Genomic DNA, 26,299 nt, shown 5'->3' with positions numbered 1-26,299 from the left:
GCCACCCACGACCACCGGGTGCGCGTCAGGCGGACTCGGCGTGACCGTGTTCGGCCGCCGCGGCCCGCATGGTCTGCGCGTTCGCGCGTTGGGCCGCGACCTGCTTCCTGTCCTTCGCCGCCGTCGCGGCGACGCCGTTGACGTCCTCGGTGCTGAGGGCGTACGTCGCCGTCACCCAGGCCATCGCGTCGGCGTTGCGGTCAAGCGCCACCCGATCGATGTTGCCCAGGTTGTCGCAGGTCTGGTGGTAGCACGGGTCGTAAGCGACACCGGCCTCACCGCCCCACAGTTGGGCTTGCTCCTGCGTCTTGACCCCTTCGGCACCGGTGAACAGCCCGCCCGAGGGAATGCCCACCGCGATGAACTCGCCGTAGTCGGAACGGCCGGAGAAGTCCGTGCCCTGCGTCGGGACGCCCGCTCCGTCGAGGTAGTCGACGAATGCCTGCTCGATCTGTGCCGAGCCGTAGGGGCCCGCGCCCGCGCCCTCGCCGTCGGAGTCATCACCGTCGTAGACGAAGTACCCCGCGTTCGGCGAGCCGATCATGTCGAAGTTGAGGTACAGCGCGATGTCGAGCTGCTGCTCGAACGAGAGCGAGTTGACGTAGTGGGTCGAGCCCACCAGGCCGAACTCCTCCGCACTCCACCACGCGAATCGCACGGCGTTGTTGACCCTTGGCTTGCCGCCGAGTTGCAGCGCCGTCTCCAACAGCGCGGCCGACCCGCTGCCGTTGTCGTTGATGCCGGGACCCTCGGTGACGCTGTCCAGGTGGGCACCCGCCATCACGACGTTGTCGGCACGTCCGGTCTTTGTCTGTGCGATGACGTTGTAGCTGGTGCGCTCCTCCAACAGCGCCCTCAGTTCCAGCGTCACCTCGGCGCCGTCCTGCGCGGCGAGTTCCTCCCCCGCGGCCAGCGTAATGCCCCCGGTGGGGATACGCCCTGCATCCGGGTCACCGAGCGTGCCGTTGAGGTCGCCTTCGACGTTGTTGTAGATGACGGCCCCGACGGCACCCGCGTCGGCGGCGGACGCCTGCTTCTGTGCGAAGGTGCACGCGCCACGCTTGATCAGGGCGATCTTGCCCGTGACGTCGCCGTAGTCCGACACCTCGCAGCCAGGTGTGTCGTCCGGCTGGATCACGGCGAGCGGTGCGGTGATCCCACCCTCCGGCGTCGAAGGGCTGTAGCTCATGATGATGATCCCGAACTCGGTGCCCCCGGACTCGAGCCGCTCGGCAAGCGTCTCGGTGTAGGTGAACGGGAACTCCTGGCGGGTCACGTCGTACCCGGCTGCTTCGAGCTTGGTGGCGATGTACTCGGCCGACCTGGCATGCCCCTCGGTGCTCGCCGCCCGGCTGCCGCCGCTGCTGTCGGCGATCCGCTGCATCGCGATCAGATGCCGGTTGACCTTGCCGACGTCGACCTGCCTGACCAGGTTGTCCGGCAGGTTCGAGTCGGCCGCGGGTTTCGCGGTCGCCGTGCCGGCGCCGACGAGAGCCAGGCTCGCACACGCCGCGACCGCGACGGCTGGTCTCAGTTTCGCCGTGAGTGATGACATAGACACTTCCCCTTCGTGACGGGTGATCGTCACTTTTGATCTTTTTGTGGGAAAGGTCAAGGTCCGTTCGTAGGGAACGCGCATGGGCGAGCCGTTGCGGCGTGACATACAGTCTGCGTTATGCGCGCGATCATGGTCCGCGAGCCGGGCGGCCCGCAGAACCTGGAATGGACGCAGGTCCCCGACCCGGTGCCGGGTGCGGGTGAGGTGGTCATCGACGTCGCGGCGAGCGCCGTGAACAGAGCCGACCTGCTTCAGCGGCAGGGACACTACCCACCACCACCGGGCGCCAGCGAGGTCATTGGCCTGGAGTGTTCCGGAACGATCGCCGAGGTCGGCGAGGGCGTGTCCGGCTGGAAGGTCGGCGACGAGGTTTGCGCGCTACTCGCGGGAGGAGGCTACGCCGAGCGAGTTGCGGTGCCCGCGGTGCAACTCCTGCCCGTACCGGGTGAGGTCGAGTTGGTAGCCGCGGCGGCACTCCCCGAAGTGGCGTGCACCGTGTGGTCGAACGTGGTCATGCACGCGGGGCTTTCCGAGGGCGAGGTGCTGCTCGTGCACGGAGGTGCGGGCGGTATCGGCACGCACGCGATTCAGGTCGGCAAGGCGCTCGGCGCGACCGTCGCGGTCACGGCGGGTTCCCCGGATCGGCTCGAGCGGTGCGGCCAACTGGGCGCCGACATCACGATCAACTACCGCGAGCAGGACTTCGTCGAGGAAGTGAAGCGGGAGGCCGGCGGGGCCGACGTCATCCTCGACAACATGGGGGCAAAGTACCTCGGCCGCAACATCGACGCGCTCGCCACCGGTGGCAGGCTCGTCGTGATCGGTATGCAGGGCGGCACCAAGGCCGAACTGAACCTGGGCAAGCTGATCGCCAAACGGGCCAGCATCGCGGCCACCACGCTGCGGGCGAGGCCGGTCGAGGAGAAGGGCGAGATCGTGGCCGCCGTGCGCGAGCACCTGTGGCCCATGGTTGAGCTGGGCACCGTCCGGCCGGTGATAGGGCAGGCGTTCCCGCTCGAGCGCGCCGCCGATGCCCACGCAGCGCTCGAGGAAGGCGGGATCTTCGGCAAGATCCTGCTGACCAGGTGAGCGGCGCTCAACCCAGGTCTTCCAGCACCCGCACCAGTTGGTTGATCTCGAAGACGTTCGAGTAGTGCGCCAGCCCGATCCGTAACGCGCCGCCGACCTCGCCGACGCCGAGCGAGGCGAAAACCCCGCTGGTGCCCTCGTCGGCGAAGACGCACAGGCCCTGCTCGCCGAGATACTCGGCGACCTCGGCTGCCTTGCGGTCTGCAACGGTGAAGGCGAGCGCGGGAATCCGGCGCATCGCGTCCCCGATCACCATCACGTGCCGCATAGAGCGCAACTCGGTGGACAACTGAGCCAGTAGCCCGGCGTGGTAGGACTTCGCCGAGCCCAGCGAGGTGAGCAGGCGCTCCCTACGGGAGCCGGTGGCAGCGTCGTCGAGGCCCGCGAGGTAGTCGATCGAGGCGACCAGGCCCGCCAGCAACGGATACGCGTGCGGCCCCAGTTCCAGCCGCGCCGCACCCCTTGCGTTCGGGTCGAGCGAGACCGACGGCAGACTCTCCAGCAACCGCTGGTCACGAAAGACCAGCGCGCCCACCGCGGGCCCACCCCACGCCTGCGCGGAAACCACAAGTGCGTCGGCACCGATCGCGTTGAGGTCCAACGGCAGGAACGGCGCCGCGTACGTCGCGTCGACAACCACAGTCGCACCGACCCGCTTGGCGATCTCCACCACCGTGGGCACGTCCGGCCTCGTTCCGACAGAACCCGAGGCATAGGTGACGGACACCGCCTTGGTCCTTGGACCGACCAGACTCTCGTACTGCCACGCGGGCAGCTCGCACGTTTCGATGTCGATCTCACCCCAGCGAACACCCGCGCCTACCCGCTTCGCCGACCGCACCCACGGTGCGATGTTCGCCTGCTCGTCGAGCCGGGACACCACGACCTCGTCGCCGAGCGTCCAGGTGCCGGAAAGTACATCGACGAGCCTGCTGAGAAGCACCGACGCACTGGGCCCAAGTACGACCGCTTCGGGCTCGCCGCCGACGAGGTCGGCCACGGCGCGGCGGGCGGCGGCCACGATGCTTTCGGCGCGCTGCGAGGCCGGGAACGCTCCGCCCGGCCCGGAAACCGGTGCCCGCATCGCTGTCGACACCGCGGAGGCGACCTGTTCGGGAACCAGCATTCCGGCCGCGCCGTCGAAATGAATCCAGCCGTCACCCAATGCAGGAAACAACCCACGTATCCGAGCGACGTCGAACGCCATGCTGGACACCGTACGGAGGGGTAGTTTCGCTGCGCGTCCGGGGTTGGCCTGGTGAGCACCGCGGGCGTGGTTTGCGGCTACCCTGTGTTCGAATAAGGCGTCAACGCGACCGTCTCGAAGACCGCCACATCGTCCCCGGGGACGTTCGCGGTGACGTTCCGACGTAGGCCAGGATGGAGCATATGACCCAGCCGAACTCTCCCAATCCGAACCCGGGCGACGATGTCGACGCCGACCAGTCACAACACGTGGTTGTCGTCGGTCCGGACGGCTCGCCGGTGGGAGCGGCACGGATCGGCCCCGGCGGGGAAACCGACAAGACCGAGTCGGTCGGCGACATGGTGGAAGAGCCCGCCAAGGTCATGCGCATCGGCACGATGATCAAGCAGTTGCTTGAGGAAGTGCGCGCGGCCCCACTCGACGACGCCAGCCGCAGCAGGCTACGTGAGATCCACTCGACTTCGATGAAGGAACTCGAGGAGGCACTCGCACCGGAACTGCAGGACGAGTTGGAACGGCTGGTCGCGCCGTTCACCGCCGACAGCATCCCTTCCGACGCCGAGTTGCGGATCGCGCAAGCACAGCTCGTCGGCTGGCTTGAGGGGCTGTTCCACGGGATCCAGACAGCGCTGTTCGCCCAGCAGATGGCCGCCCGCGTGCAGTTGGAGCACATGCGCCGTGGCCTTCCGCCCGGCGCCGGGGTGCCTGGCCCTGCCGGAGCAGGCGACCAGCAGGGGCACGGCATCGGCAACACCGGCCAGTACCTGTGAGTCAGGGTCGGCGCGTTGACCGGGCAGCTCAGGCCCGGCCGCGCAGCCGGTCGAGCCATCGGCCGAGGGTCTTGTCGTAACGGCCGGGGTCGTGGCCGCGCATCGCCTCCTCGGTGCTGTGCGTCACCGCCGCCGCCACCTGGGTTGCCCACTCCGGCACCACGAAGACGTTCTGCCAGTAGCCGTCACGCATCTTGATCTGCGCGACGTGCAGGTAGCCGGTGGTGACCTCCCTGACCCGCAGGCCGTAGGCGGTGTTGGGCAGCAGTGGCGAGGTCGACGTCACCACGATCACCGTGGGATGCGCCTGACGCACGATCGCGGTGCGGTCGCCGCCGCGGGCTATCGCCTCGTCGTTCAGCCCGATGTAGTCGATGGAGTCCCACCGGCTGTAGTACGGGATGGCACCGGCATCGCTCACCGCTAGCGTGCGCTCGGCCTCCGGCACATCGGCGCGCGCCAGTCCCTGGCCGATCGCCACATGGGCGCGGCGCAGGTCCTCGCCGTAGTTGACGATGGTCGGCAGGTCCCTCGGGACCACCCCGGCCAGCGCGGTCCACGCCACGATCCCAACCCCGGCCACCGCGTAAGCCCAGCGACGGCCGAGCGACCCCACGGCCAGCCCGGCACCGAGGCACAGCACCGGGAAAGCATGGAAGGCGAACCGGTGGACGTAGTCCATGGTCGGCCCCGAGACGGCGTAGGTCGCATACGTCGCGGCCACGACCCCGAGCAGCAGCGCACCCACCGCTCTGGTCGAGCGCCGCGACAGCAGCACCGCCGTCAGCAACGCCAGCGGGCCGAGCATCGCGACGGTGTGCTCCAGCCACCGCGAACCGGAGTCCAGGTTCCCGAACTTCATGTAGAAGGTGTTGGGCAGCAACTGACCGTAGAAGGACCAGCGCCAAGCGAAGTAGGCCACCCCCACGGCGGCTGCCAGCGACGTCCAGAGCAGTGCTTCCCGGTTCCCGCGTCGCTGCCACAGCCACACCGCGAACGCGGGCAGGACGGCGAGCACACCTTCCGGCCGGAGCAAACCGGCCAGCAGCAACAGCAGTGGCGGTTCCCACGGCCGGACCTCGCGCCCTGCGAGCGTGTCGAGGCCGACGATCGTGGCGCGCAGCACCACGGCGGCGAACGCCATCGTCTCCAGCCCCGACCCAAGGTGGAAGTAGGTCGGCAGGAACACCGCGAAGCACGCACCCGCCACGACCGCGGCCACCAGCCCGCTCGAGCGGCGAGCGTGGTGCAACAGCATCACGAGCACGCCGATACCCAGCAGCAGCGAGGTCACCTTTGCGACGACCACCAGATCGAGCCCCATCGCCGCGAATGCCGACAGCCACAGCATCCAGCCGAAGTTGGTGAAGCCCTCTACCGGGTCCTGCCCGACGTTCCACACCGGGCCGTAGCCGTCCGCGAGATTGGCGCTGTAGCGGAAGGTGATGAAGGCGTCGTCGATGACGAAGTCCCACGCCGCCCAGGTGCCGACGGCGAACACAGCCCCGAGCGCGGCCACGACAGCGGCGAGCCGAACCCTGTCCGCGGTCACCGCGTCGCTCCGGCGACGGCGTCCAGCACCCTGGCCGCCCCCCTGCCGTCGACCACCGCAGCGGCGGCCGCGGCCATCGTCTCGCGGGCGCGACGGTCGGCGAGCAGCCGCGCGAGCACGTCGCGCGCACCCGTGAGGTCCTCCGCGGAGCCAAGGCCGGCGGCCAGGCCGCGTTCGACGGCCGCGCGATAGCCCACCGCCTGGTTGTCCACGAGCCGCACAAGCGCGGAAGGCACGCCGATGCAGCACAGTTCCAACAGCGTGACGCCTGCGGCGCTCACGGCGAGATCGGTCCCTACGAGCCGGTCGAGCAGGTCGGGACCGGGGGCCACGGCCGAGAACCGCTGTCCCGGCGCGGCCGCGGGCAGCGCGGGATCACCCGCGACCACCGCGTCCACAGTGCACGGAAAGTCGGTGTCACGCAGCGCGTGCAGCAGTGTCATGACGGTCTCCGTCGGCGCGGAACCGCCGCCGAGCACCATGAGCACGTGCGGCGTGCCCGATCGCGGCGCGGCTGCCACGCGGCTCCTCCTCGCTTCGAGCACCGCCCTGCGCAGCGGCGCGTACTCCACCCCGGTGAGCACCGTCGACGAGCCGTCGTCCGGTCGTGCGGTCGGTTCGAACCCGCAGTCCACGACGATGTCGGCACGCCGCCTTCCGAACGCGCCGTCCTCGAAGGAGACCAGCAGGGCACCACCGTAGTTCACCCGATCGGACACCTCACCCAGGCCATAGTGATCGACGACGACCGCGTCGAATCCCTTGCTCTCGGCAAGCTCGGGCGTCGGCGCCAGCCACGTCACCGCCAACTCCTCAAGGCGCGAACGCAACCAGCCCGCGCCCTCAAGTCGCCCTGAGAACGCCACCTGCCAACCTCGCGAGTCGGCCTCCTCAGCGAGCGCGACCATCCTCGCCACGTGCCCCGCGCCGGCGGCAGGCGATGCGTCCGCCCGCAGCAGCAGCTTCATTGCGGGCTCACACTGCCTTCTGCCGGACGTTCGCGTTGAGGGCGGCCAGGTCGGTCCGCTCGCGCAACACCCTCACGACCGCACGCCAACCCGCAGGGCGCCCGCCTAACTCCGCCACCAGCGCCTCCAGCAACGCCCAGTCCTCCTCGGTGTCCAGCGTGACCCGCAGGTCCTCGGCGCTGGGCGCCACGACAAGCCCAGCGCAGGCGTAACGCTCCGGTTCGGCGTACACACCGCAGGTGACGTGCTCCCGGTGCGGGCCGGACGGCTGCCGCGCCTGCTCCCGCAGCACCGGCACGCGCACCAGCTCGGCGTCGAACCCCCTTGGCAACGTGCGGACCAGGGTGGTGCTCACGTAATCCAGGTCCGGCTGCGACCGCCACAGCGCGACAAGCTGGGTCAACAGGGCGGGATCGAGCAGCGGGCAGTCGGCGGTGAGGCGCACGACCGCGTCGGCCGGATACCGGTCACAGGCGAGCAGGAACCTGGCGAGCACATCGTCGAGTGGCCCCCGCACGACGAAGGCACCGTGCCGCCGCGCGTCGTCGGCGACCGCGTCGTCCTCCTGGTCCTGCGAGGTGGCCACCACGACGGCGGCAACCCCCTCGGCGGCACTGGCAGCCCGCACCACCCAGCCGAGGACGCTGCGGTCGCCGAGGCGACGCAGGACCTTGCCGGGCAGCCGGGTGGAGGAGCTTCTCGCCTGAATGACGACGTTGACGGTGGGGCTGCCGCGCATGGTGACATCATGGCCGGTGTCAACATCGATGAAACGCGGAGGTTATCGATGAGCGAGCTCGGCGGGTCGAGCATCCTGCTCACCGGGGGCACGGGCTCCTTCGGCAAGGCGTTCATCCAGCACGCACTACAGGAGTTGGACCCGAGGCGACTCGTGGTTCTCTCCCGCGACGAACTCAAGCAGTACGAGGTCCGCAGGCACTTCGGCGACGACCCCAGGCTGCGCTGGTTCATCGGCGACGTACGCGACCGCAGGCGACTGGAGCGCGCCATGCACGGCGTCGACTACGTCGTGCACGCCGCCGCGCTGAAACAGGTGGACACCGGCGAGTACAACCCGTTCGAGTTCGTGCAGACGAACGTGTTCGGTTCGCAGAACGTCATCGAGGCCGCCATCGATACCGGTGTGCGCAAGGTCGTGGCGCTGTCCACGGACAAGGCATCCAGCCCGATCAACCTCTACGGCGCCACCAAGCTGTGCGCCGACCGCATGTTCATCAGCGCCAACCACTACGCGGCGACCCATCCGACGCGGTTCTCCGTCGTGCGCTACGGCAACGTGATGGCCTCGCGCGGCAGCGTGATCCCGTTCTTTCGCTCACTGGCCGAGCGCGGTGAGTCGCTTCCCATCACGCACAAGGAGATGACCCGCTTCTGGATCACGTTGCCGCAGGCTGTGAAGTTCGTGGTGGATTCCTTCGAAATGATGCACGGCGGCGAACTGTTCGTGCCTCGAATCCCCAGCATGCGGATCGTGGACCTGGCGCAGGCGATCGCCCCTGGCAGTCCGATGCACGAGGTCGGCATCCGACCCGGCGAAAAGCTGCACGAGGAGATGATCGCTGTTGACGACGCGCGCCGCACCCTGCGGCTCACCGACCGGTACGTGGTGCAGCCACACATCGCGGGCTGGGGTTACGAACCGCCCGAGGACGGCACACCCGTGCCGGACGGTTTCGCCTACCGCTCCGACAGCAACGATCTGTGGCTGGACACCGACCAGCTGCGGGAGCTGATCGCCGACCATGGGTGATTTCCTGCCCTACGGCCGCCAGTCGATCAGCGAGGAGGACATCGCCGCGGTAGCCGAGGTGTTGCGCGGTGACTGGCTCACCACCGGGCCGGCCGTTTCGAGGTTCGAGGCGGACCTCGCGGAGCTCACCGAGGGCGGTGGCGCGGTAGCCGTCACCTCCGGCACCGCCGCGCTGCACGTCGGCTACGCCGCGGCCGGGATCGGTGCGGGCGACGAAGTGGTAACCAGCCCGATTACGTTCGTGGCAACCGCGTCGACGGCGGCGCTGCTCGGCGCGAAAGTGGTCTTCGCCGACGTCGAGCCTGACACCGGCAACCTGGACCCCGCCGCGGCACGAGCCGCCGTCACCGAACGCACCAGGATCGTGGCGGCCGTCGACTACGCCGGACATCCGGCCGAACTCGACGAGTTGCGGGCCGTGGCCGGCTCCGCAGGGGCGCTGTTGCTGGAGGACGCCGCGCACTCGATCGGCGGGTCGTGGCGGGGAAGGCCGGTTGGATCGCTCGCGGACCTGACGACGTTCTCGTTCTTCGCTACCAAGAACCTGACCACCGCGGAGGGCGGCGCGGTGGTGACACGCTCGGCAGACCTGCTGCTGCGGGCACGGCAGTTCCGAAACCACGGGCTGGTGCGCGACCGCGCGGCTCAGCGCTACCCCGACGAAGGTGGCTGGCACCAGGAGGTGCACGCCTTCGGCCTGAACTACCGCCTCCCCGACGTACTCTGCGCGCTGGGCAGCGCCCAGCTACGCAGGCTGGCGACCTTCAAACGGCGCAGGGCGCAACTGCACGCGCGCTACGACAAGGGACTGGCCGATGTCGCCGAGGTGCTGACCCCGGTGACGCGCGAGGGCGCCGACGTGATGTGGCACCTGTACGCCTTGCGCGTGCTCGACAGGCAGCGCGGGCCGCTTTACGACCACCTGCGGGCGCAGGGAATCGGCGTGCAGGTCAACTACATCCCGGTGTACTGGCACCCGGTGTTCGAGGACCTGGGATACCGGCGCGGGTTGTGCCCGAACGCCGAACGGTTCTACGCCCAGCAGTTGTCGCTGCCGCTGTTCCCCGAGCTGACCGATGCCGAAGCCGACCGCGTCATCGACGGCGTGCGCTCGTTCTTCGGCTACTGAGCGCGAGTCGGTTCAGATCAGGTCCCAGGTCAGCGGGGTCCCCTTGGCCGCATCGGTCCGAAACCTCCTGCCGAGCACGTTGCCGATCTCGCCGGGTGGCAGCCCGCCCGCGGGGCGGATCGAGCGCACGTTCCGGCTGGTCACCGCATCGCCTGTACGCACGTCCTCGACGACGTAGAGCGAGCGGCGCAACCGCAGGCCCTCGCGTTCGCTGGGTTTGGGTCCCAGCGTCGCCTCGCCGAGCGCCTGCCAGGCTCGCCGCGTTTCGATCACCAGCGCACTCAGTTCGGCGGGCTCCAGCGAGAACGCCGAGTCCACCCCGCCGTCGTCGCGGGAGAGGGTCACGTGCTTCTCGATCAGCCCTGCCCCCAACGCTACGGCGGCGACCGGAACCCCGATGCCCGCCGTATGGTCGGAAAGCCCGACCACCGCGCCCGTCAACCCCGCGAGCAGCGGTATGCCGCGCAGGTTGGACTCCTGCGGCGCGGCCGGGTAACTGGCGGTGCAGCTCAACACGACGAGTTGGTCGTTTCCCGCCGCACGGGCGGTACGCACCGCGGCATCGATCTCGGCGACGGTCGCCATACCGGTGGAGAGCACCAGTGGCTTGCCGGTGCTCGCACACAGCTCGATCAACGGCAGGTCGACAAGCTCCGACGACGCGATCTTGTAGGCGGGTGAGTCCAGCGACTCCAGCAGTTCCACCGCTGTCGGGTCGAACGGGCTGGAGAACACCTCCAGCCCGCGCTTCCTCGCGTGAGAAAACAGCCGCTCGTGCCACTCCCACGGGGTGTGTGCCTGCTCGTAGAGGCGGTAAAGGTTCTGCCCGCCCCACAACTCGTGTTCGTCGGTGAGCCGAAAAGCTGGGGCGTCCACGTCGACGGTGATGGTGTCCGGCCGGTAGGTCTGCAGCTTCACCGCGTGCGCACCCGAGTCCGCCACAGCGTCGATGATCTCCAGCGCCCGGTCAAGGCTGCCGTTGTGATTGCCGGAGACCTCGGCGACGACGAACGGTGGATGTTCAGGCCCGATGTCGTGCCTGCCGATCCGCACCGACGAGTTCACCCGTCCTCCAACTCCTTGGCAAGGCGGCGGAAGCGGCCTTTCGGTGAATCGGCCTGCCGTACCTCGGCGTAGCCCGCCGCGTGAAACAGAGCCACCGACGCCGCGTTGTCCTCGTGGACACTCGCCAGCACGGTACCCGCACCACCGCGGTCACGTAGTTCCCGCTCCCCGGCAGCGAGTATCCGACGGGCAAGGCCACGGCCACGACATTCCGGGGCGACGGTGATGCTGACCTCCCAGGTGTCCTCGCCGAGCCGGTCGAAACGTAGCGTGCCCGAGGGTGTGCCATCGTCGGTCTCCGCCACGAACAACTCGCGAGCGGGCGAAGCCAGCACGCCACGTAACCAGTTCAGGTGGTCTTCGAGTGCGATCTCGTCGGTGGTGTGCGACCAGCGCCTAGTTTCCGGGTCGTTGCGCCATGCCAGTAGTAGCCGCCCGTCGGCCTCCGTCGCCTGCCTGAGCCGCACGGCTTCGGACTCAGTCACTCGCGGCGACGCTGGCCCGCTCCTCCAGCCTGCGCAGCCGGTCCTCGTACATCGCGATGCCGGTCAGCCGCACCCGGATCTGGGCGTGCTGGCGTTGCACCTCCTCGATCAGCGACCTGGCCCCCGCGACCTCCTGCTCGTCGGCACGCGGGGTCATCGTGATCTTGACGCGTAGCTCCTCCAGTTGCGCCTCCTGCGCGGCCACGTGCGGGATGAGCCGCTTGACCTCGCTGGAAGTCCAGTTCAGATCCCCACGCAGCCGGTCGAGTCCGGCCTCGAGCGCGTCGAGGCGACGGCGGTGGTCCACGGTGCAATGCTCCTGCTCGGTGAGCCGCGACTCGTGGCCTGCCAGCCGCTTGGTGGCGCGCTCGTCGATGCGGAAGTCCACGAGCCGCGCGAGTCTGCTGGCGAAGCCCTCGCGCATGAGTCTGAGTGGGTTCAATGACGGCATTGACTGGGTCCTTCGAGTAGCTGGGTGGGTTATCGCAGAAGCTTGGTGTTGCCGGTGCGGGTCCACGACTCGAGCAGCCTGCCTTCGAGAGCGATCCGGTGCTCAGGGCCCACGATGCAGGAGTCGCCCGCGGCATGTTGCCAGGATGTCTGATTCGGGTTGTCGACGAAGGAGAAGCCACTCAGCACGAGTTCGGCGTGCGGGAAGGACGTTCGCGCTATCCAGGCCGCCATGGTTCCCGTCGTCGCCCACGCCGCCTCCTCACGGCTGGACAGCCCCATGGCTCGCGACAGCGGCAACGTCACCTCACGGTTGGGCACCGGAACGAACCCCAGATCCGGCGGCCACCACTGCGGGATGTCCTCCGGTTCCCAGTGCAGCCTGCCTGGTTCCACCATCAGGTACAGCTTCGACCGGTAATTCGAGAACACCCATTTCGTCGCACGCAGTGCTCGGTTGAACACCACGACGTGGGTGCGACAACCCACGGTCGGGGCCGCGCCAGGCTCGTCGCACACATACCCGTTCACCCTGAAGACGACGTCGCAGGAGTCGATTGCCTTCGCACGTTGTTCGTCGGGCCCCAGCGGCTGGTTGCCGACGACGGCCACCGAGCGGGGATCGGGCCGGTCGGCGTATGCCTCGATGAGCTTGACCAGCAGGCTCGCCTCGTCCGAGACGGAGTTCATGAGCGGAAGCTACCAGGCACTCGATCCCGCGTGGCACGCACACGCACGGTCACAACGCTCTCCGGTCGAAGAACCGCAGGTCGGCGAACCCATCGCCGGTTCGGGCGGGCACTCGCAATGGGCTCGCCCCGCCGCCAGTACCCTCATACCTCGTGCAAGCCACAAGCACCGCCGATCCCACAGAGACGACAACGATGACGTCGGCACCTACCACCGCCGGTAGCCGTTCCTGGGCCCGTGCCTTCGCCGACCTCAAAGAGGGGTTCGGCCAGAGAGAGCTCTGGGGACACCTCGCCTGGCAGGACATCAAGCAGCGCTATCGGCGTTCTGTGCTCGGGCCGCTGTGGATCACGCTCAGTATGGGGATCACAGCGCTGGGTCTGGGACTGCTGTACTCCCAGCTGTTCGATGCCGCCATCGGCACGTTCCTGCCATACATCACGACGGGTTTCATCGTCTGGAACTTCATTCTCGGCTGTCTGACCGAGGGTACGGATACGTTCATCTCGAACGAGGGCCTGATCAAGCATCTGCCCGCCCCGCTTTCGGTGTACGTACTGCGCACCGTATGGCGACAGAGCATCATGTTCGCCCACAACATGATCATCTACTTCATCGTGATCGCGCTGTTCTGGAACGACGTCACCACCCCCGACTACTCGATCACCGCTGGCGGGGTGCCGCAGCCGGGCCTGAACTGGGGCGTGCTGCTCGCCATCCCGGCATTCGCGCTGATCGCCGTGAACGCGGGCTGGGTCGTGCTGCTGTTCGGTATCAGCTCCACCAGGTTCCGCGACATCCCGCAGGTCGTCGCGAGCCTGATCAACCTGCTGTTCTTCCTGACGCCGATCGTGTGGTCGACCGACATCCTCAAGGACAAGTTCGGCGAATCGGTCGGCTGGCGCGATCTGGTGGCCGAGCTGAATCCGCTGTACCACTTCATCCAGATCCTGCGTGCTCCGCTCATCGGTAACCAGCAAAGCTGGCACCATTGGGCAGTGGTGGCAGGTTTCACCGTGGTCGGCTGGGCGCTCGCGCTCCTGGTCATGCGCAACTACCGTGCTCGCGTCTCGTATTGGGTGTGACGACTCTTGATCAGCATCGACGTCTGGAACGCCTCCGTCGATTTCCCCATCTTCGACGCCAAGACCAGGTCGTTGAAGAAGAAGGTCCTCGGCAAGGTCGGCGGAAAGATCGGCACCGACAGCAAGGTGCCCGTCATCGAGGCCCTGCACGACATCACTCTTTCGGTTAAGGACGGCGACCGGGTTGGGCTCGTCGGCCACAACGGCGCCGGGAAGTCCACCCTGCTACGGCTGCTGTCCGGCATCTACGAGCCGACCAGGGGTACCGCGAGGATCAACGGCAGGGTCGCGCCGGTGTTCGACCTCGGTGTCGGCATGGACCAGGAGATCTCCGGCTACGAGAACATCATCATCCGAGGCCTCTACCTGGGCATGTCGCGCAAGCAGATGGAGAAGCGCATCGACGACATCGCCGACTTCACCGAACTCGGCGACTACCTTTCGATGCCGCTGCGTACCTACTCCACCGGTATGCGGGTTCGGCTCGCGCTCGGTGTGGTGACCTCCATCGACCCCGAAATCCTGCTGTTGGACGAGGGCATCGGAGCGGTCGACGCCGCGTTCCTCAACAAGGCTCGCGACCGGCTCGTGGACCTCGTGCGCCGCTCCGGTCTACTCGTGTTCGCCTCCCACCAGGACGATCTGCTGCTCGAACTGTGCACGTCGGCGATCTGGATGGACGAGGGCCGGATGAAAATGCACGGCTCGCTACGCGAGGTACTCACCGCCTACAAGGGCAAGGACCCCTTCGAGAACGTCAGCAAGGAGACCCTCGAACGCCTCGGCGAGGCGCCTGCGATGAGCGGTGACTGAGGTGGCTACCGAACCCCTTGGCGAAGGCAGTGTTGCCGCCGTTGTCGTGACGCGGCACCGGCGTGAACTGCTGGCTGAATCGCTGAAACTACTCGCGGCACAGACGAGGCCGGTTGACCATCTGGTCGTGGTGGACAACGGCCCCGACGAGCAGCCGGTCCGCGATGTCGTGGCCGACTGCCCGCTGCCGTCGACCTACCTGCCGTCGTACCGCAACCTCGGCGGCGCGGGCGGGTTCGCGCTCGGCATGCTTCACGCGCTGGCGCTGGGCGCCGAATGGGTGTGGCTGGCAGACGACGACGGCAGGCCCGCCGACGAGTATGTGCTCGCCGTGCTGCTGGAAGAGGCGCGACGAAGGGGACTAGCCGAGGTCTCGCCCGTTGTCACCAGTATCGAGGACCCCCAGCAGTTGGCGTTCCCGCTGCGTCGGGGACTCACCTGGAAACGCTCCGCCGCCGAACTCGGCACCGACTTCCTTCCGGGCATCGCATCGCTGATGAACGGTGCACTGTTTCGTGCTTCCACGCTCGAGGTGACAGGCGTTCCCGACTTGCGACTGTTCTTCCGCGGCGACGAGGTCGAGATGCACCGGCGCCTGGTGCGTTCCGGGCTGCCGTTCGGGACGTCGCTGAAAACCGCCTACCTGCACCCCAACGGCACCGACGAGTTCAAGCCGATGCTGGGCGGCCGCTTCCACGCGCAGGACCCCGAGAACCAGGTCAAGCGCTACTACACCTACCGCAACCGCGGTTACCTGCTGTCCCAGCCGGGCATGCGCAAGATCGGCGCGCTTGAACTGCTTCGGTTCGGGCTGTACTTCGTGGCGGTCAAACGCGACCCGAAGGCGTTCGCGCAGTGGCTCCGGCTGGTCCGGCAGGGCCGCAGGGAACGCTTCTTCCGCTATTGAGCAACGGCTTTCGCGATGTGCGGTGGCTTCCCCGAGATCCGGGAAGCCACCGCACATCGGCTACTCTCCGATAACCGGCGGCGCCGTGCGCTCGTTGGTACCGAACACCTCATCGGGGTCACCCTCGACCAGGTAGGTCGGCCGCTGATGCTCCTCGTCCTCGCCGCCCTGACCACCACGGCCTGCACCACCCATGGGTGCCCCGCCCATACCGCCACGACCGGCGGCCGCCGCCGCGCCCGCGCCACCGGGCATCCCGGCCCCTGGCATGCCGCCCGGCCTGGCGCCCGCGCCGGAAGCGGCTCCCGGTCCCGCACCGGCTGCCCCAGAGCCGCCACCCGGCCCGAAACCGCCGCCGCCACGACCAAAGCCACCCGCACCCCCGCCACCAGCACCGCCGCCACCGCCCGGGACCATGCCGGGCATCGGCATGGCACCGATCCCCTGCGTGTTGCCGCCACCGCCCGGCACACGGGAGCGCGGGATACTCGGCGAACGATAACCGGACGGGCGCGTCCCGCTGGGCATCGGCCCCACGCCCGTGCTCACCCCGCCCGGCAACGACCCGGAACCACCAGGCGTGGAACCGCCGGGAGAGAACGAACCGCTACCGCCACCACCAGGCACGCTTCCACCGGGCACACCACCGCCCTGGTAACCGGAAGGATTGGTCCCCTGTCCGCCACCTGGTTGCTGCACGGTGGGCACCGGCCGGTTCACCTCACCGGAACCGCCCTCGCCGAACCGAGGCGGCTCTGCGAACACCGGCTGCTTGTTACCCGCGTCGTGCAGGTCGGTGTCGTACCTGGTCATGACCTGCGCGGCCTGCTCGTGAGCCTGCTTGCTCTGGTTGTAGGTCTCGATGCTCTTGCTGACGTTGCCAACCACGTTGAAGGGGTCGTCACCCCAGCGCTGCATCTCCGTGTCCCAGCTGAACGGCACGGGTTCGGGCATGCTGTTCCTCGCGGTGCTCGCCGCCTCCGACTCCTGGTGGATGATGTCGGACGCCAACTGGGCATTCTGGGAGTTGCCATCGGCCCACGTGCTCAGCCCGGTGAAGTAGTTGTGGGCTTGGTCGGCTGCTTCGCCTTCCCACCCCTGCTGGGACTTGCCTACGCTTTCCTTGAGTGCGTCGGCCAGGTCCTGGAACAGCTTGTGCAGGTCGTAATATCCGTCGGAATATGTCTCGACCTGGGCCGGGTCCACCGCGGCGAGGTATTCCTTGAGCCGCTGATGATCTTCACCCAGATAGTTCCCGTCGGGCGAGGGGACACCACCCATGTACTCGACGTCGCCCGACTGTCCTTCGCGAATTCGTTGCTCGCTGATCTCGTCGGCGCGAGAACTCGCCCGTAGGTGGTCGGCGAACCGCTCGAAGATACCGGCGTCGCCTGCGTTGACTCGTGCCTGTAGGTACGGCTCGACCTGGCTTGCCGGGAGCCGTTGGATCTGCGCTTCCGACAGTGGGGGCGGTTCTTGTCCGCTCTGGAGGTAATTCCGGACCTCCTCTGCCGGCATGTCGAGGAACTCTTGTGCCGTGGGCTGCCCCGGCCTAGCACTGGTCACTTCGATCACCCCATGGGAAGTTTCGGATCGATGATCTCGGCGATGCGGGAGGCGATATCGCAGGCCTTGTCCGGCTCGACTGCACCTACAACCACGTCGACCCGGGCATCCTCACCAACGGCCATGGCAATCAGGCATCCGTGATCCGGTGTCGTGGTCCGTACCACCCCACGACCCGAATCCATTTCGCCGCGCTGCAAGCCCGTGCCCAGGTCGACCACACCGTCGACGCCGACATTGTCTCGCACACTAAAACTGATCAGCGGAAGCTTCTGTTGAGCATTTTCACGCACCGGATTCCAATCGCAACCGCGAGCCGTTCCGACCTGCCGCGCGTTCGGTTCCTGGTACTTGCCGAACGCGGCCACTTCACTATCGGTCAGCAGCGAGCACGGGTCCACAGAATCGATGCCTCTCGACGTCGAACCAGAAGAATCACTGGTCGGTACCGACGACCCCACCGAAGTGTGCGCCGAAGGACGGGAATCCTCGGGCGAAGCCAATCCAGACTCCGCATCCGAACATCCGGCCAGACCAAACGCCGCGACGAGCAGCGGCACAGCCGCGGACCTCCGCATCACGAAAGCCATTGCTAGACCACCCCAGGCTGAAACGTGCTCGATGCCGAATCCTCGTTGTCACGATACTTCCGCATAGCGAGCTCCAGCGCTTTATCCGCGTCAGACAAGACTTGCTCGAGCTTGCCAAGCACGTCGAACGCCGACCCAGGAGCTTCGACAGCAGTCTTCACCTGGTGCTTCGCCACAGCCTGCCCATAAGCATGGCTTCCCAACTGCGGTTCCTGCGTGAATTTGTAAGAGAAGTCTGCCCTAAGCTCTTGCACCCGGGTCTGCATTTCTGCGAGCGTCTTGCGAATCGGCTCGGCCGCATCTTCGCTGACCCGGAAGTGACCCTGCCGCGCTGAGCTGACCATCTCCCTGGTCTCCGCCGCCATCTTGTCCATGGCCTTGGCGTCGAGCGCGGAAACCGCGCCGGCGGCGGCGCCGACAGGCGCACCGACCGCGCCCTGGCCGGCCCCCGCATCATCCCAGGTGATCGGCATCGTCTACCCCACATCCTCGGCTGCGTCGTCCGACGGCAGTTTACCGACCGTAGAACGCCCATGACGGCACTTCACAACAACCCACCACTGCGACGCACACCTGCCGCCATCCGTTCCTCGGCAGCTACCTCAGCTGTTCCGAAGCTGTTCCGACTGCGAGCGCAGATGCGAGGTGATCCTGGTGTTGTCGGCGGGAGCGTAGGTGAGCCACTGCTGCCCGTCCTCGGCCGCTCTCTGGGTGCAGAAGTAGCGCCCGTCCTCGGTGTCGAACCACACCACCGGCGTCAGGTTGCGCTGCTTGCCGTCCGTGCCACGCACGAAGACCGTGAACTGACCGATCCGCAGCTTCGGCTTCTCGAACAGGCGTTCCACCGCGCGCAACTGGGGCGCCGCCTGCGATCGAGAACGGGAGGCACCCGCGAACGGATCGTAGGAGCCTTCGTCGGTCCTCCGCGTGGGCTTCGGCGCCTCCGGCTTCGCCACCGTGACCGACTGGCCCGGTCCGGGTTTCGTGCTGGGAAGCAGGTCCACGACCGCCGAGACAGCGCTCGCGGGCCGGACCTGCTCGAACACCATCAGGTTGCCGTCCTGCCTGGCCACGACTGCGAACTCGCCGGACACCGCGGACCTGGCGAACAGCCGCTCGGCTTCCCCGAGCCGCGCGGCCGCCGTGATGGCGACGGGTCCGTTGACGAAAGTCTCGAGCGCCGCCCGCGCGTCCGGGTCAAGCACACCGCCGCGCAGCAGCCCCCTTCCCTCAAGATCGCGAAACACCGCCTCGCGCACCTGCGCACGCTGGGTGTGGGTGGTGCCGATGTGTGGCACCTCGAAGGGAAACGGCGCCCGGCCAAGCCGAACGTGCTCGAGCAAGATGTCCACCGCCGCCAAGGACAGTGAGAATGAGTGCGCCATTCCCTGATCCCCCCGGATGTCCCTCCAACGTGTCGGAAATGCACGTTAGCACTTGCGCCCACAGCGAACCGGCTTGCACGGCTGATCACGCGATGCTGTCGTTGGTGCATGCCCGATGAGAAGCCCGCACTGGTCCTGCACCTGGCAAGCGGAGGCGAACCGCTGCTGTTCGCGCTCGAACCCGACGACGTCGGCGACCTGTCGAAGCGGCTGCATCTACACGTCGAGCACGGCTCGACGCAGACCATCCGCACCAAGGAAGGAACAACCGTGGCCGTGGACTTCTCGCACGTCGCGGTCGCCTACATCGACGACCTGCAGCGCAAGGGCAAGGTGTTCGGGCTCCACTGACCGTGGCCGTGTGAGCTCACAACCGGTAGAGGCGCTTCCAGTTCTCCCGGCTGGTCAGTTCCGGCATCGCGCGCTTGTACTGCGCCTGCACGGCCCTGCCTTCCTTGCGCAGCCGGTTGACCACCCGGACGCCACGCTTGGCCAGTTCGAACATCCGGTCCCGGTCGTAGCGCCGCACCCGCACGCCCTCCTGGGAGGCGTCGGTCACCACGGCCGTGTCGAACAGCGCGACATGCCACCAGTGCGCCTCATCGCTCGGGACGGCCCCGAGCGCGAACCGGTGCTTGCCGAGCAGCCGGGTGATGACGCGCTTCAGCAGCACAAGTCGCTGCATGCTCGGTCGCGGCGCGGTGTTGATGATGCCGATGTCGTTGGAAGCGATGCCGGGCACGTCGGTGGCCGGATGGCGCTTCGTCTCAGGGTATTGGGCCCTGATCTCGCGGATCTCCTTCATCGCGGCCACCCCGCCGTCTTGCAGGATGTCGGGGCCTTCGAGGAAGTCCTCGACCGCCTTGATCAGGGTCGCCGAGAGTCCGTACTGCATGCCGAGCAGGTAACGCACCAGCTGCGCGAGCAGCACCCTGGACAACACGTTCAGGTCGAACGGGCTGTGCAGGGCGGCGGTGATGATGGAGTTACGCAGGTTGAAGTAGCGGTGCCACTCGTCCCAGTCCTTCCAGTGGAAGTCCGCGTGCCACACGCCCGCGCCGGGAAGGGTCACGGTGGGGAAACCGTGGGCGCGTGCCCGGTAGCTGTACTCCGCGTCGTCCCACTGGAAGAAGAACGGCATGGGGTAGCCGATCTCCTTCACGACCTCGTACGGGATGAGGCAGGACCACCACCCGTTGTAACCGGCGTCGAGGCGACGTTCCTGCCGGTTGGGCTTGCCGGTCTTCTCGTCCACGCCGAGCAGGTCGGCGGTGGAGAGACTGTGCGTGACCGGCTGGCCGGGTTCCAGCGTGTTCAGCCGGGCGTACTCGGCGCCGACGTGCAGCTGGTTGGGGTGCAGCAGGTTGAGCATCTGGCCGCCGACGATCATCGGGTCGGCCGCCCGGTTGGAGAACGCGGTGAGCCGGATGACCAGGTCCGGCTCAAGCAGCACGTCGTCGTCCATGAACAGTACGTTCGCGTGCTCGGTCTCCGTGTGGCCCGCCACCTCGTACAGACCGCGGGTGAAGCCGCCCGCGCCGCCGAGGTTGGGCTGCTTGATGTAGTGCAGCTTGCTCTTGAGCGCCTCGGCGACCTCGGCGAAGCCGTCTCGCGAGTCGACGGTGTCCGTGCCCTGGTCGGCGACGTAGATGGCGTCGAGGGTGTCCAGCGCGGGCAGCGAGTCGGCGAGTGCCTTCAGGTTGGCGAGACAGTCGTCCGCCCGGTTCATCGTGCAGATCGTGACCGCGGTCGGGCGGATGGTCGCGGGCGACTCGACGGTCCATCGCACGTCGGAAACCGTGAGTCGCTGACCCGCCTCCGTTTCCAGGTCGAGCCACAGCGCGCCGCCATCGAGGAACTTGTCCAGCGGGGACTCCAGCCGCACCGGGGTGGGCTGCTCGGCGTTCTCGACCTGCCGCACCGCGACCGTGCGCGGGTCTCCCTTCACATCGGAGGCCCGCACGGCGAGCATGCCCGCGCCCGTGACGGTGGCTTCAACGGTGACCGAACCGGCCGTCGTCCAACGCTGCCAGTAACTGGCGGGGAAGCGGCCGAAGTAGGTGTTGCCGGAAACGCGGGCGGAAGGCTCCAGCGTCACGCTTTCCCGCCTGCGGGCGACGACTCCCTCGACGACCTCGGAGTAGAGGTCCTTGCTCACCACATCGGACGGTCCCGCGTACAGGCCACGCTGCGCGAGCAGCCTGCCTTGTGGGGCGTGCTCGGAGAACGTCGCCTGCTCCTCACCCTTCGGTGTGGCGGCAGTGGCCTTGCCGGTGGTGGCCGGTTGAGCAGCCGGTGCGGCTTTGCCGGGCATGAGACCTCAGTCCTCCAAGGGAGACATTCAGGTGGGGGTCACCCAGTAAGGTACAGGCTTACCGCACGGCGTCGTTCGGAGCCCTTCACGCACGCGCTTCGCGGAACACAACCCACTTCAGCATGATGAAATTGATCGTGGTCGCTGTACCCTGCGCGATCACCCACGCCAGCGCGACTCGCCAGGTGAACTCCGGCAACAGGTGCAGGGCCAGGGCATTCGTACCGACGTTGACGAAAAACGTCACCGTGTAAAGCAGCACGAAACCGCCCAGTTGGCCCGCGCCACCCTTTTGCGCCGCGGTGAATGTAAAACGCCGGTTAAGGAAGTATGCGGTTGTCGTCCCGGCGATGAAACTTATCGCCTTTGCGAGGTGTACCCACATTCCCGCTTCGAGCAACAACCAGTAGATGCCCGAGTCGACCAGCGCGCAGAACCCGCCGATGAGCACGAACCGGAAGACCTGTGTGAGCAGGCCCGGAGAGGCCGACTGAGCAGCCGCCTCACTCGCCTGTGAGTCCGTCGCCACCACCGCACTACCTCGTCAGTCAGGGTTCGTCGTCCCGTCCGAGTCTAGGCAGCGTGGCATGGCTACCCTGGTCCGGGTGAGCATCGAACGGCGCGCACTCAGCGGGTGGGGCCGCACGGCACCCACGATCGCCAACGTCCTGCACACCCCCGACATCGAGGTCATCGCCCGTGCGGTGAGTCAGGCCGGGCAGCGCGGCGTCATCGCCAGGGGACTCGGCCGCTCCTACGGCGACCCCGCTCAGAACGCGGGCGGCCTGGTAATTGACATGACCGCGCTGGATCGCATTCATTCGATCGACCCCGACACCGCCGAGGTGGTGGTCGACGCGGGCGTGAGTCTTGACGCGCTGATGCGCGCCGCGTTGCCGCACGGACTGTGGGTCCCCGTACTTCCCGGCACCCGCCAGGTGACCATCGGCGGCGCGATTGCGAATGACATTCACGGTAAGAACCACCACAGTGCGGGTAGTTTCGGCAACCACGTGGTGTCGATGGACCTGCTCACCGCGGACGGCTCCATCAGGACGCTGACCCCGGAAGGCCCGGATTCGGAGCTGTTCTGGGCAACTGTCGCCGGCATCGGGCTCACCGGAATCGTCCTGCGCGCGACGGTAAGGATGAAGCGCACCGAGACCGCCTACTTCGTCGTGGACGCCGACCGCACGGCGAACCTGGACGAGACCTTGGCGCTGTTCACCGACGGCTCCGACCTCAACTACGACTACTCGATGGCCGTGCCCGACCTGATCTCCTCCGACGATCGGCTCGGCCGCGCCACGTTCTCGCGAGGGTCACTGGCCACCGTGGACCAGTTGCCGGAGAAGCTGAGCAGCGACCCGTTGAAGTTCGACGCCCCGCAGCTGATGACACTGCCGGATGTCTTCCCCAACGGGCTGGGCAACAAGCTGACCTTCGGTCTGATCAGCAACCTGTGGCAACTCACCGTGCCGAAGCAGGGGGCGCGCGGCAAGATCCAGAACCTGACGCAGTTCTACCACCCGCTCGACATGTTGGGCGAGTGGAACCGGGCGTACGGCTCGCGCGGCTTCCTGCAGTACCAGTTCTCGGTCCCGTTCGGCGCGGAGGGCGCGTTGAAGGACATCTGTCGCAGGATCGCGGGGTCCGGCCACTACTCGTTCCTCAACGTGATCAAGCGGATGGGCGAGTCGAACCGGGCTCCGCTGTCGTGGCCGTCTCCGGGTTGGATGCTCAGCGTGGACTTTCCCGTCAAGGACGGGCTGAGCCGCTTCTGCGACGAACTCGACACCGAGGTACTCGAGGCGGGTGGACGGCTCTACACCGCGAAGGATTCGCGTACCTCGGCCGAGGTGTTCCACCGCATGTACCCGCGGCTGGACGAGTGGCGCAAGGTCAGGCACTCGGTCGACCCAGAAGGCGTATTCATCTCCGACATGGCCAGGAGGCTGGAACTGTGATCGACGCGGTGGGCAACCCCAAGTCACTGCTGCTGCTCGGCGGCACTTCCGACATAGCCCTGGCGATCGCCGAAAAGTACCTGGCGCAGCGCCCACTTCGGATCGTGTTGGCCGCCCGGCCGTCCGACCGGCTGGACGCCGCGGTGCAACGGCTGCGCGGCAAGGGTGCGGAGGTGTCCACAGTCGACTTCGATGCCACCGAGACCGCCAATCACCCCGCCGCGATCGACAAGGCCTTCTCCGAAGGCGACATCGATCTGACCGTGGTGGCGTTCGGACTGCTCGGCGACCCGGAGCAGGCCTGGCAGGACCACGAAACCGCGGTGCGGTTGGCGACCGTGAACTACACCGCCGCCGTCTCGGTGGGCGTGGTGCTCGCCGACAAGCTGAAGGCGCAGGGACATGGGGCCGTGATCGCGCTGTCGTCCGTGGCCGGCGAGCGCGTACGCAGGTCGAACTTCATGTACGGCTCGACGAAGGCAGGCTTCGACGGGTTCTTCCTCGGTCTCGGTGAGGCACTGCGACCCCACGGGGTACACGTGACGGTTGTCCGACCGGGCCAGGTGCGCTCGAAGATGACCGAGGGCCTTGGCAAGGCCCCGCTGGAGCAGACCCCCGGGCAGGTCGCCGAGATCGCGGTGAACGCCGTCAGGGACGGCAAGGAGCTTGTGTGGGCTCCTTCCACGTTCCGCTACGTCATGTCGGTACTGCGGCACGTGCCGCGCCCGATCTTTCGCAAGCTGCCGATCTGAGCAGGCTGGGCTTCACTGCACGAACCAGTACCCGAACGAGGTGTACTCCGGGTACGGGCTCAGGAACGGCCGCACGGGCTTCAACTCGACGGAGACCGTGGGCGAGGACACCAGCTCACCGGGCACGGTGAACTCGTCCACGGTCCAGCCGTCCTGCCGCTGGCTGAACCGCCACACACCCGCGTCCTGGCCGTCGACCAGCACGCGAACCTCGTGCATCTGCCCGGTGGCGAACACGCGCGTCGCGATGGTGAGTGGCTGCCCCGGTGAGAGGTTGCCCGCCGTGAACCGCTCCCCTCCGACGATGATGCGCCCGCTGTCCACCACATCGCCCTCACGGCGTAGCACCGTGTACGGCTGCAGGCCGGGCTGCTGCATGCTGACCTCGTAGCCGTGCGCGGCTTCGCTGTCCAGCGAACCCGCGTTCAGGTAATCCCTGACGTCACCCGGGACGGGAGCCCGATCACCGCTGCCTGCCAGCGACCAGTCGGCCCGGTACACCTTGGTATCGGTGAACGGCACGATGCGGCCGCCGTTGAGGTCCGGTGGTGTCCGCACGGGGAAGACCGTCAGTGCGGGTGTGCGGAACACGCCGGCATCGACGAACGGCTGCATGTCGGTGCCCGGCCACGGCTCGTACACGGCGAAGTAGCCGGGTCGCTGCCCCTGCGGCAGGTCCCGCAACGCCTCGTACAGGCTGCCGGGGCCGTTGTTGCTGGGTTCGGCGAACCCGTTGGTGGCGAGTCCGATGGTGTCCACCACTCGCCGCTCGCCAAAGTAGGCAATGGCACCGACGTCCTTGACACCCACGATGGCGTCTTCCGGCAGGTTGCCGTTGATCCAGGCACCCACCGAGACGTCGGTGTCGCGAATGGTGGCCGACTCCCTGCCGAGCCGGACGGCCCACGTCGGCAGCGCGGCCAGCGAGAACAGCAGCACCACCAGCAACAGCGAGTGCAGCGCGATCCCTCTGGAGCGCTCCTGCGGCACAAGGCGGGTGAGCGCGTAGCCACCGCACACCGTGAACAGTACGAACAGCGGTAGGAACGGCTGGAAGTAGCGCAGCTCGTGGATGAGTGCGGTTTCGAGAGTGGACGCCGAAACCACGACGACCGCGAAGCCGACCGCGATCGCCGCCAGCAGCGGCCGCCACTCCACCCGGGTGGCCAGCAGGTAGCCAAGACCGACGAAGAACAGCAGCAGAGCACCGGGGAATGCGAAATCGGTGTTGTCGAGCGCGGTGAACGAGCCGACGAGTCCTCGCACGTTCGCCACCGTCCGGTCGACGAAGTCGCCGACGTACAGGATCGGGTCGTTGTACAGGTGCGACTTGGATCGCACGCCGTTCGCGGTGAACGTGCCGGTCGCCAGCTTGTAGAAGAGGTACTGCCCGACACCGGCGGCCACCGGCAGCAGGCCCCACACCGCGAAGGCGGGCACCGTGCGGGTGCGGACCATGCCCGCCTTGCGCGCCGCGAAGATCGTCCACACCATGGCGGCGGTGAGGGCGATCGCGAAGAACATGCCCTCCGGCCTCACCAGCGCGAGCAGGGCCGCTACCACCGGCGTGTACAGGAAACGCCCCTTCGGCCGTTCCCTGGTGAAAGCCAACACCGAACCGGTAAGCAACACCGCGGTGAGGCCGACCTCCATCCCGCTGGCCGCACCCCACAGCAGCGGGCCGCTGACCGCAGTGAGCACGCCCGCCCACACACCGACGGCACGGCCGGCGAACAGCCTGCCGAGCCGGTAGGTGAAGGCGGCGGACCCTGCGAAGCACACGATGCCCAACGACACCGCGAACGGCAGAAAGAGACCGCCCTTGAACCCGATCGCGTAGCCCGCGCCGAGCACGAAGGCGTACAGCAGGCTGCTGGCGCCGGTGCTGACCGGGTCGCCGGTGTTGTACTGGAACGGGTGACCTGAGCCGAGCTGCCTGCCGTACTGCAAATGGATGTAGGCATCGTCGATAGGGGCGATCAGATTGCCCTGGTTGTAGGCGAGATCGACCAAGACGAACACGCCACCGAGCAGCAGGGCGAGTGCGGCGACCGACCACGCCAGCGGGTCACGCCGTCCAAGGAAACCGCGCCTGTCGCGGGGCGCTCCCTCAGGCGCCGGTTGCGCCATCCGCTCCGCCTTGCCTTCGCTCTCCGTGTCGGCTGTCGTGGTCATGTCTCCCCAAC

At 67.5% G+C, this 26,299-nt stretch carries 26 protein-coding genes; 10 read left to right on the top strand and 16 right to left on the bottom strand.

Annotated features, from left to right (window positions below; all coding sequences use genetic code 11):
- Positions 1-25: 25 nt before the first annotated feature.
- Positions 26-1,555, bottom strand: coding sequence for a M28 family metallopeptidase (locus FHU38_RS24605; protein ID WP_167176873.1), 1,530 nt, complete (start codon positions 1,553-1,555; stop codon positions 26-28).
- A gap of 120 nt (positions 1,556-1,675) precedes the next feature.
- On the opposite strand from FHU38_RS24605, the gene FHU38_RS24600 reads away from it, so the two are divergent.
- Positions 1,676-2,647, top strand: a complete 972-nt coding sequence (locus FHU38_RS24600; protein ID WP_167176871.1) for an NAD(P)H-quinone oxidoreductase — start codon at positions 1,676-1,678, stop codon at positions 2,645-2,647.
- Positions 2,648-2,654: 7 nt separating this feature from the next.
- Here the strand turns inward: FHU38_RS24600 and FHU38_RS24595 are convergent, their stop codons facing one another.
- Positions 2,655-3,854, bottom strand: a complete 1,200-nt coding sequence (locus FHU38_RS24595) for a cysteine desulfurase-like protein (RefSeq protein WP_167176869.1) — start codon at positions 3,852-3,854, stop codon at positions 2,655-2,657.
- A 182-nt stretch (positions 3,855-4,036) separates the two neighbouring features.
- On the opposite strand from FHU38_RS24595, the gene FHU38_RS24590 reads away from it, so the two are divergent.
- Positions 4,037-4,624 carry a bacterial proteasome activator family protein gene (locus FHU38_RS24590; RefSeq protein WP_167176867.1) on the top strand — a complete coding sequence of 196 codons (588 nt, stop codon included), beginning with the start codon at positions 4,037-4,039 and terminating at the stop codon, positions 4,622-4,624.
- A 28-nt stretch (positions 4,625-4,652) separates the two neighbouring features.
- Here FHU38_RS24590 and FHU38_RS24585 read toward each other — a convergent pair whose 3' ends face one another.
- From FHU38_RS24585 to FHU38_RS24575, 3 genes are read right to left on the bottom strand one after another with little or no spacing between them, the layout of a single operon-like run.
- Entirely contained in the window at positions 4,653-6,176 is a 1,524-nt protein-coding gene (locus FHU38_RS24585) for a hypothetical protein (RefSeq protein ID WP_167176865.1), read from the bottom strand.
- Complete coding sequence (locus FHU38_RS24580; protein WP_167176863.1) at positions 6,173-7,144, bottom strand: spore coat protein; 972 nt, start codon at positions 7,142-7,144, stop codon at positions 6,173-6,175. Before FHU38_RS24580 ends, FHU38_RS24585 begins: the two co-directional genes overlap by 4 nt.
- 7 nt (positions 7,145-7,151) lie before the next feature.
- Positions 7,152-7,883, bottom strand: a complete 732-nt coding sequence (locus tag FHU38_RS24575) for a cytidylyltransferase domain-containing protein (protein WP_167176861.1) — start codon at positions 7,881-7,883, stop codon at positions 7,152-7,154.
- Positions 7,884-7,931: 48 nt separating this feature from the next.
- On the opposite strand from FHU38_RS24575, the gene pseB reads away from it, so the two are divergent.
- Both pseB and FHU38_RS24565 read left to right on the top strand, forming a co-directional pair.
- Complete coding sequence (pseB, locus tag FHU38_RS24570; protein ID WP_167176859.1) at positions 7,932-8,915, top strand: UDP-N-acetylglucosamine 4,6-dehydratase (inverting); 984 nt, start codon at positions 7,932-7,934, stop codon at positions 8,913-8,915.
- Positions 8,908-10,044 carry a DegT/DnrJ/EryC1/StrS family aminotransferase gene (locus tag FHU38_RS24565; protein WP_167176857.1) on the top strand — a complete coding sequence of 379 codons (1,137 nt, stop codon included), beginning with the start codon at positions 8,908-8,910 and terminating at the stop codon, positions 10,042-10,044. The genes pseB and FHU38_RS24565 overlap by 8 nt, the downstream gene beginning before the upstream one ends.
- Positions 10,045-10,056: 12 nt before the next feature.
- Here the strand turns inward: FHU38_RS24565 and pseI are convergent, their stop codons facing one another.
- Genes pseI through FHU38_RS24545 form a run of 4 tightly spaced genes read right to left on the bottom strand, consistent with a single transcriptional unit; the run spans position 10,057 to position 12,704 of the window.
- Positions 10,057-11,109, bottom strand: a complete 1,053-nt coding sequence (gene pseI, locus FHU38_RS24560) for a pseudaminic acid synthase (protein ID WP_167176855.1) — start codon at positions 11,107-11,109, stop codon at positions 10,057-10,059.
- The gene (locus tag FHU38_RS24555) at positions 11,106-11,594 is read right to left on the bottom strand and encodes a GNAT family N-acetyltransferase (protein WP_167176853.1); all 489 of its coding nucleotides are present in this window, start codon (positions 11,592-11,594) and stop codon (positions 11,106-11,108) included. Before FHU38_RS24555 ends, pseI begins: the two co-directional genes overlap by 4 nt.
- Complete coding sequence (locus FHU38_RS24550) at positions 11,587-12,045, bottom strand: hypothetical protein (protein WP_167176851.1); 459 nt, start codon at positions 12,043-12,045, stop codon at positions 11,587-11,589. The genes FHU38_RS24555 and FHU38_RS24550 overlap by 8 nt, the downstream gene beginning before the upstream one ends.
- 29 nt (positions 12,046-12,074) lie before the next feature.
- Positions 12,075-12,704: a hypothetical protein gene (locus FHU38_RS24545; RefSeq protein ID WP_167177229.1), complete on the bottom strand. Its 630-nt coding sequence runs from the start codon at positions 12,702-12,704 to the stop codon at positions 12,075-12,077.
- A gap of 224 nt (positions 12,705-12,928) precedes the next feature.
- Between FHU38_RS24545 and wzm the strand changes: the two genes are divergently transcribed.
- From wzm to glfT1, 3 genes are read left to right on the top strand one after another with little or no spacing between them, the layout of a single operon-like run.
- Positions 12,929-13,819 carry a galactan export ABC transporter permease subunit Wzm/RfbD gene (gene wzm / locus FHU38_RS24540; protein ID WP_167177227.1) on the top strand — a complete coding sequence of 297 codons (891 nt, stop codon included), beginning with the start codon at positions 12,929-12,931 and terminating at the stop codon, positions 13,817-13,819.
- Between the two features lie 6 nt (positions 13,820-13,825).
- Positions 13,826-14,632 carry a galactan export ABC transporter ATP-binding subunit Wzt/RfbE gene (gene wzt, locus FHU38_RS24535; RefSeq protein WP_167176849.1) on the top strand — a complete coding sequence of 269 codons (807 nt, stop codon included), beginning with the start codon at positions 13,826-13,828 and terminating at the stop codon, positions 14,630-14,632.
- Positions 14,625-15,539 (top strand): galactofuranosyltransferase GlfT1, encoded by a 915-nt coding sequence (gene glfT1 / locus FHU38_RS24530; protein ID WP_009152065.1) that lies wholly within the window; start codon positions 14,625-14,627, stop codon positions 15,537-15,539. Before wzt ends, glfT1 begins: the two co-directional genes overlap by 8 nt.
- A gap of 60 nt (positions 15,540-15,599) precedes the next feature.
- Here the strand turns inward: glfT1 and FHU38_RS27845 are convergent, their stop codons facing one another.
- The 4 genes from FHU38_RS27845 to FHU38_RS24510 form a co-directional block, all read right to left on the bottom strand.
- Positions 15,600-17,105 (bottom strand): WXG100 family type VII secretion target, encoded by a 1,506-nt coding sequence (locus tag FHU38_RS27845; protein ID WP_313886901.1) that lies wholly within the window; start codon positions 17,103-17,105, stop codon positions 15,600-15,602.
- Positions 17,106-17,110: 5 nt separating this feature from the next.
- The gene (locus FHU38_RS24520) at positions 17,111-17,665 is read right to left on the bottom strand and encodes a DUF3558 domain-containing protein (protein ID WP_167176845.1); all 555 of its coding nucleotides are present in this window, start codon (positions 17,663-17,665) and stop codon (positions 17,111-17,113) included.
- Positions 17,666-17,697: 32 nt separating this feature from the next.
- A complete protein-coding gene (locus FHU38_RS24515; RefSeq protein WP_167176843.1) occupies positions 17,698-18,168 on the bottom strand; it encodes a hypothetical protein in 471 nt (156 codons plus the stop codon).
- Between the two features lie 129 nt (positions 18,169-18,297).
- Positions 18,298-19,080, bottom strand: coding sequence for an ESX secretion-associated protein EspG (locus FHU38_RS24510; protein WP_167176841.1), 783 nt, complete (start codon positions 19,078-19,080; stop codon positions 18,298-18,300).
- A 108-nt stretch (positions 19,081-19,188) separates the two neighbouring features.
- Between FHU38_RS24510 and FHU38_RS24505 the strand changes: the two genes are divergently transcribed.
- Entirely contained in the window at positions 19,189-19,431 is a 243-nt protein-coding gene (locus tag FHU38_RS24505) for a hypothetical protein (protein WP_167176839.1), read from the top strand.
- Between the two features lie 16 nt (positions 19,432-19,447).
- Here the strand turns inward: FHU38_RS24505 and FHU38_RS24500 are convergent, their stop codons facing one another.
- Positions 19,448-21,394: a glycosyltransferase gene (locus FHU38_RS24500; protein WP_167176837.1), complete on the bottom strand. Its 1,947-nt coding sequence runs from the start codon at positions 21,392-21,394 to the stop codon at positions 19,448-19,450.
- Positions 21,395-21,479: 85 nt separating this feature from the next.
- On the bottom strand, positions 21,480-21,926 hold the full coding sequence (locus tag FHU38_RS24495; RefSeq protein WP_167176835.1) for a GtrA family protein: 447 nt from the start codon (positions 21,924-21,926) through the stop codon (positions 21,480-21,482).
- Positions 21,927-21,999: 73 nt separating this feature from the next.
- On the opposite strand from FHU38_RS24495, the gene FHU38_RS24490 reads away from it, so the two are divergent.
- Together FHU38_RS24490 and FHU38_RS24485 are read left to right on the top strand one after the other, a co-directional pair.
- Positions 22,000-23,361, top strand: a complete 1,362-nt coding sequence (locus FHU38_RS24490) for an FAD-binding oxidoreductase (protein ID WP_167176833.1) — start codon at positions 22,000-22,002, stop codon at positions 23,359-23,361.
- Positions 23,358-24,113 carry a decaprenylphospho-beta-D-erythro-pentofuranosid-2-ulose 2-reductase gene (locus FHU38_RS24485; RefSeq protein WP_167176831.1) on the top strand — a complete coding sequence of 252 codons (756 nt, stop codon included), beginning with the start codon at positions 23,358-23,360 and terminating at the stop codon, positions 24,111-24,113. Before FHU38_RS24490 ends, FHU38_RS24485 begins: the two co-directional genes overlap by 4 nt.
- 12 nt (positions 24,114-24,125) lie before the next feature.
- Here the strand turns inward: FHU38_RS24485 and FHU38_RS24480 are convergent, their stop codons facing one another.
- On the bottom strand, positions 24,126-26,288 hold the full coding sequence (locus FHU38_RS24480; RefSeq protein ID WP_167176829.1) for a hypothetical protein: 2,163 nt from the start codon (positions 26,286-26,288) through the stop codon (positions 24,126-24,128).
- Positions 26,289-26,299: the final 11 nt, after the last annotated feature.

Origin of the sequence: Saccharomonospora amisosensis, assembly GCF_011761185.1 — a bacterium.
GTDB lineage: Bacteria > Actinomycetota > Actinomycetes > Mycobacteriales > Pseudonocardiaceae > Saccharomonospora_A > Saccharomonospora_A amisosensis.
The sequence above is the reverse complement of the archived record's forward strand: the minus strand, read 5'-3'. Positions and strand labels throughout refer to the sequence as shown.

Excerpts from the sequence above, each read along its gene's own strand:
- FHU38_RS24575 (WP_167176861.1), bottom strand. The coding sequence starts at position 7,883 with ATGCGCGGCAGCCCCACCGTCAACGTCGTCATTCAGGCGAGAAGCTCC.
- FHU38_RS24500 (WP_167176837.1), bottom strand. The coding sequence starts at position 21,394 with ATGCCCGGCAAAGCCGCACCGGCTGCTCAACCGGCCACCACCGGCAAG.
- FHU38_RS24605 (WP_167176873.1), bottom strand. The coding sequence starts at position 1,555 with ATGTCATCACTCACGGCGAAACTGAGACCAGCCGTCGCGGTCGCGGCG.
- pseB (WP_167176859.1), top strand. The coding sequence starts at position 7,932 with ATGAGCGAGCTCGGCGGGTCGAGCATCCTGCTCACCGGGGGCACGGGC.
- FHU38_RS24600 (WP_167176871.1), top strand. The coding sequence starts at position 1,676 with ATGCGCGCGATCATGGTCCGCGAGCCGGGCGGCCCGCAGAACCTGGAA.
- FHU38_RS24550 (WP_167176851.1), bottom strand. The coding sequence starts at position 12,045 with ATGCCGTCATTGAACCCACTCAGACTCATGCGCGAGGGCTTCGCCAGC.
- FHU38_RS24480 (WP_167176829.1), bottom strand. The coding sequence starts at position 26,288 with ATGACCACGACAGCCGACACGGAGAGCGAAGGCAAGGCGGAGCGGATG.
- FHU38_RS24595 (WP_167176869.1), bottom strand. The coding sequence starts at position 3,854 with ATGGCGTTCGACGTCGCTCGGATACGTGGGTTGTTTCCTGCATTGGGT.
- FHU38_RS24590 (WP_167176867.1), top strand. The coding sequence starts at position 4,037 with ATGACCCAGCCGAACTCTCCCAATCCGAACCCGGGCGACGATGTCGAC.
- FHU38_RS24505 (WP_167176839.1), top strand. The coding sequence starts at position 19,189 with ATGCCCGATGAGAAGCCCGCACTGGTCCTGCACCTGGCAAGCGGAGGC.
- wzm (WP_167177227.1), top strand. The coding sequence starts at position 12,929 with ATGACGTCGGCACCTACCACCGCCGGTAGCCGTTCCTGGGCCCGTGCC.
- FHU38_RS24515 (WP_167176843.1), bottom strand. The coding sequence starts at position 18,168 with ATGCCGATCACCTGGGATGATGCGGGGGCCGGCCAGGGCGCGGTCGGT.
- FHU38_RS24565 (WP_167176857.1), top strand. The coding sequence starts at position 8,908 with ATGGGTGATTTCCTGCCCTACGGCCGCCAGTCGATCAGCGAGGAGGAC.
- FHU38_RS24580 (WP_167176863.1), bottom strand. The coding sequence starts at position 7,144 with ATGAAGCTGCTGCTGCGGGCGGACGCATCGCCTGCCGCCGGCGCGGGG.
- FHU38_RS24510 (WP_167176841.1), bottom strand. The coding sequence starts at position 19,080 with ATGGCGCACTCATTCTCACTGTCCTTGGCGGCGGTGGACATCTTGCTC.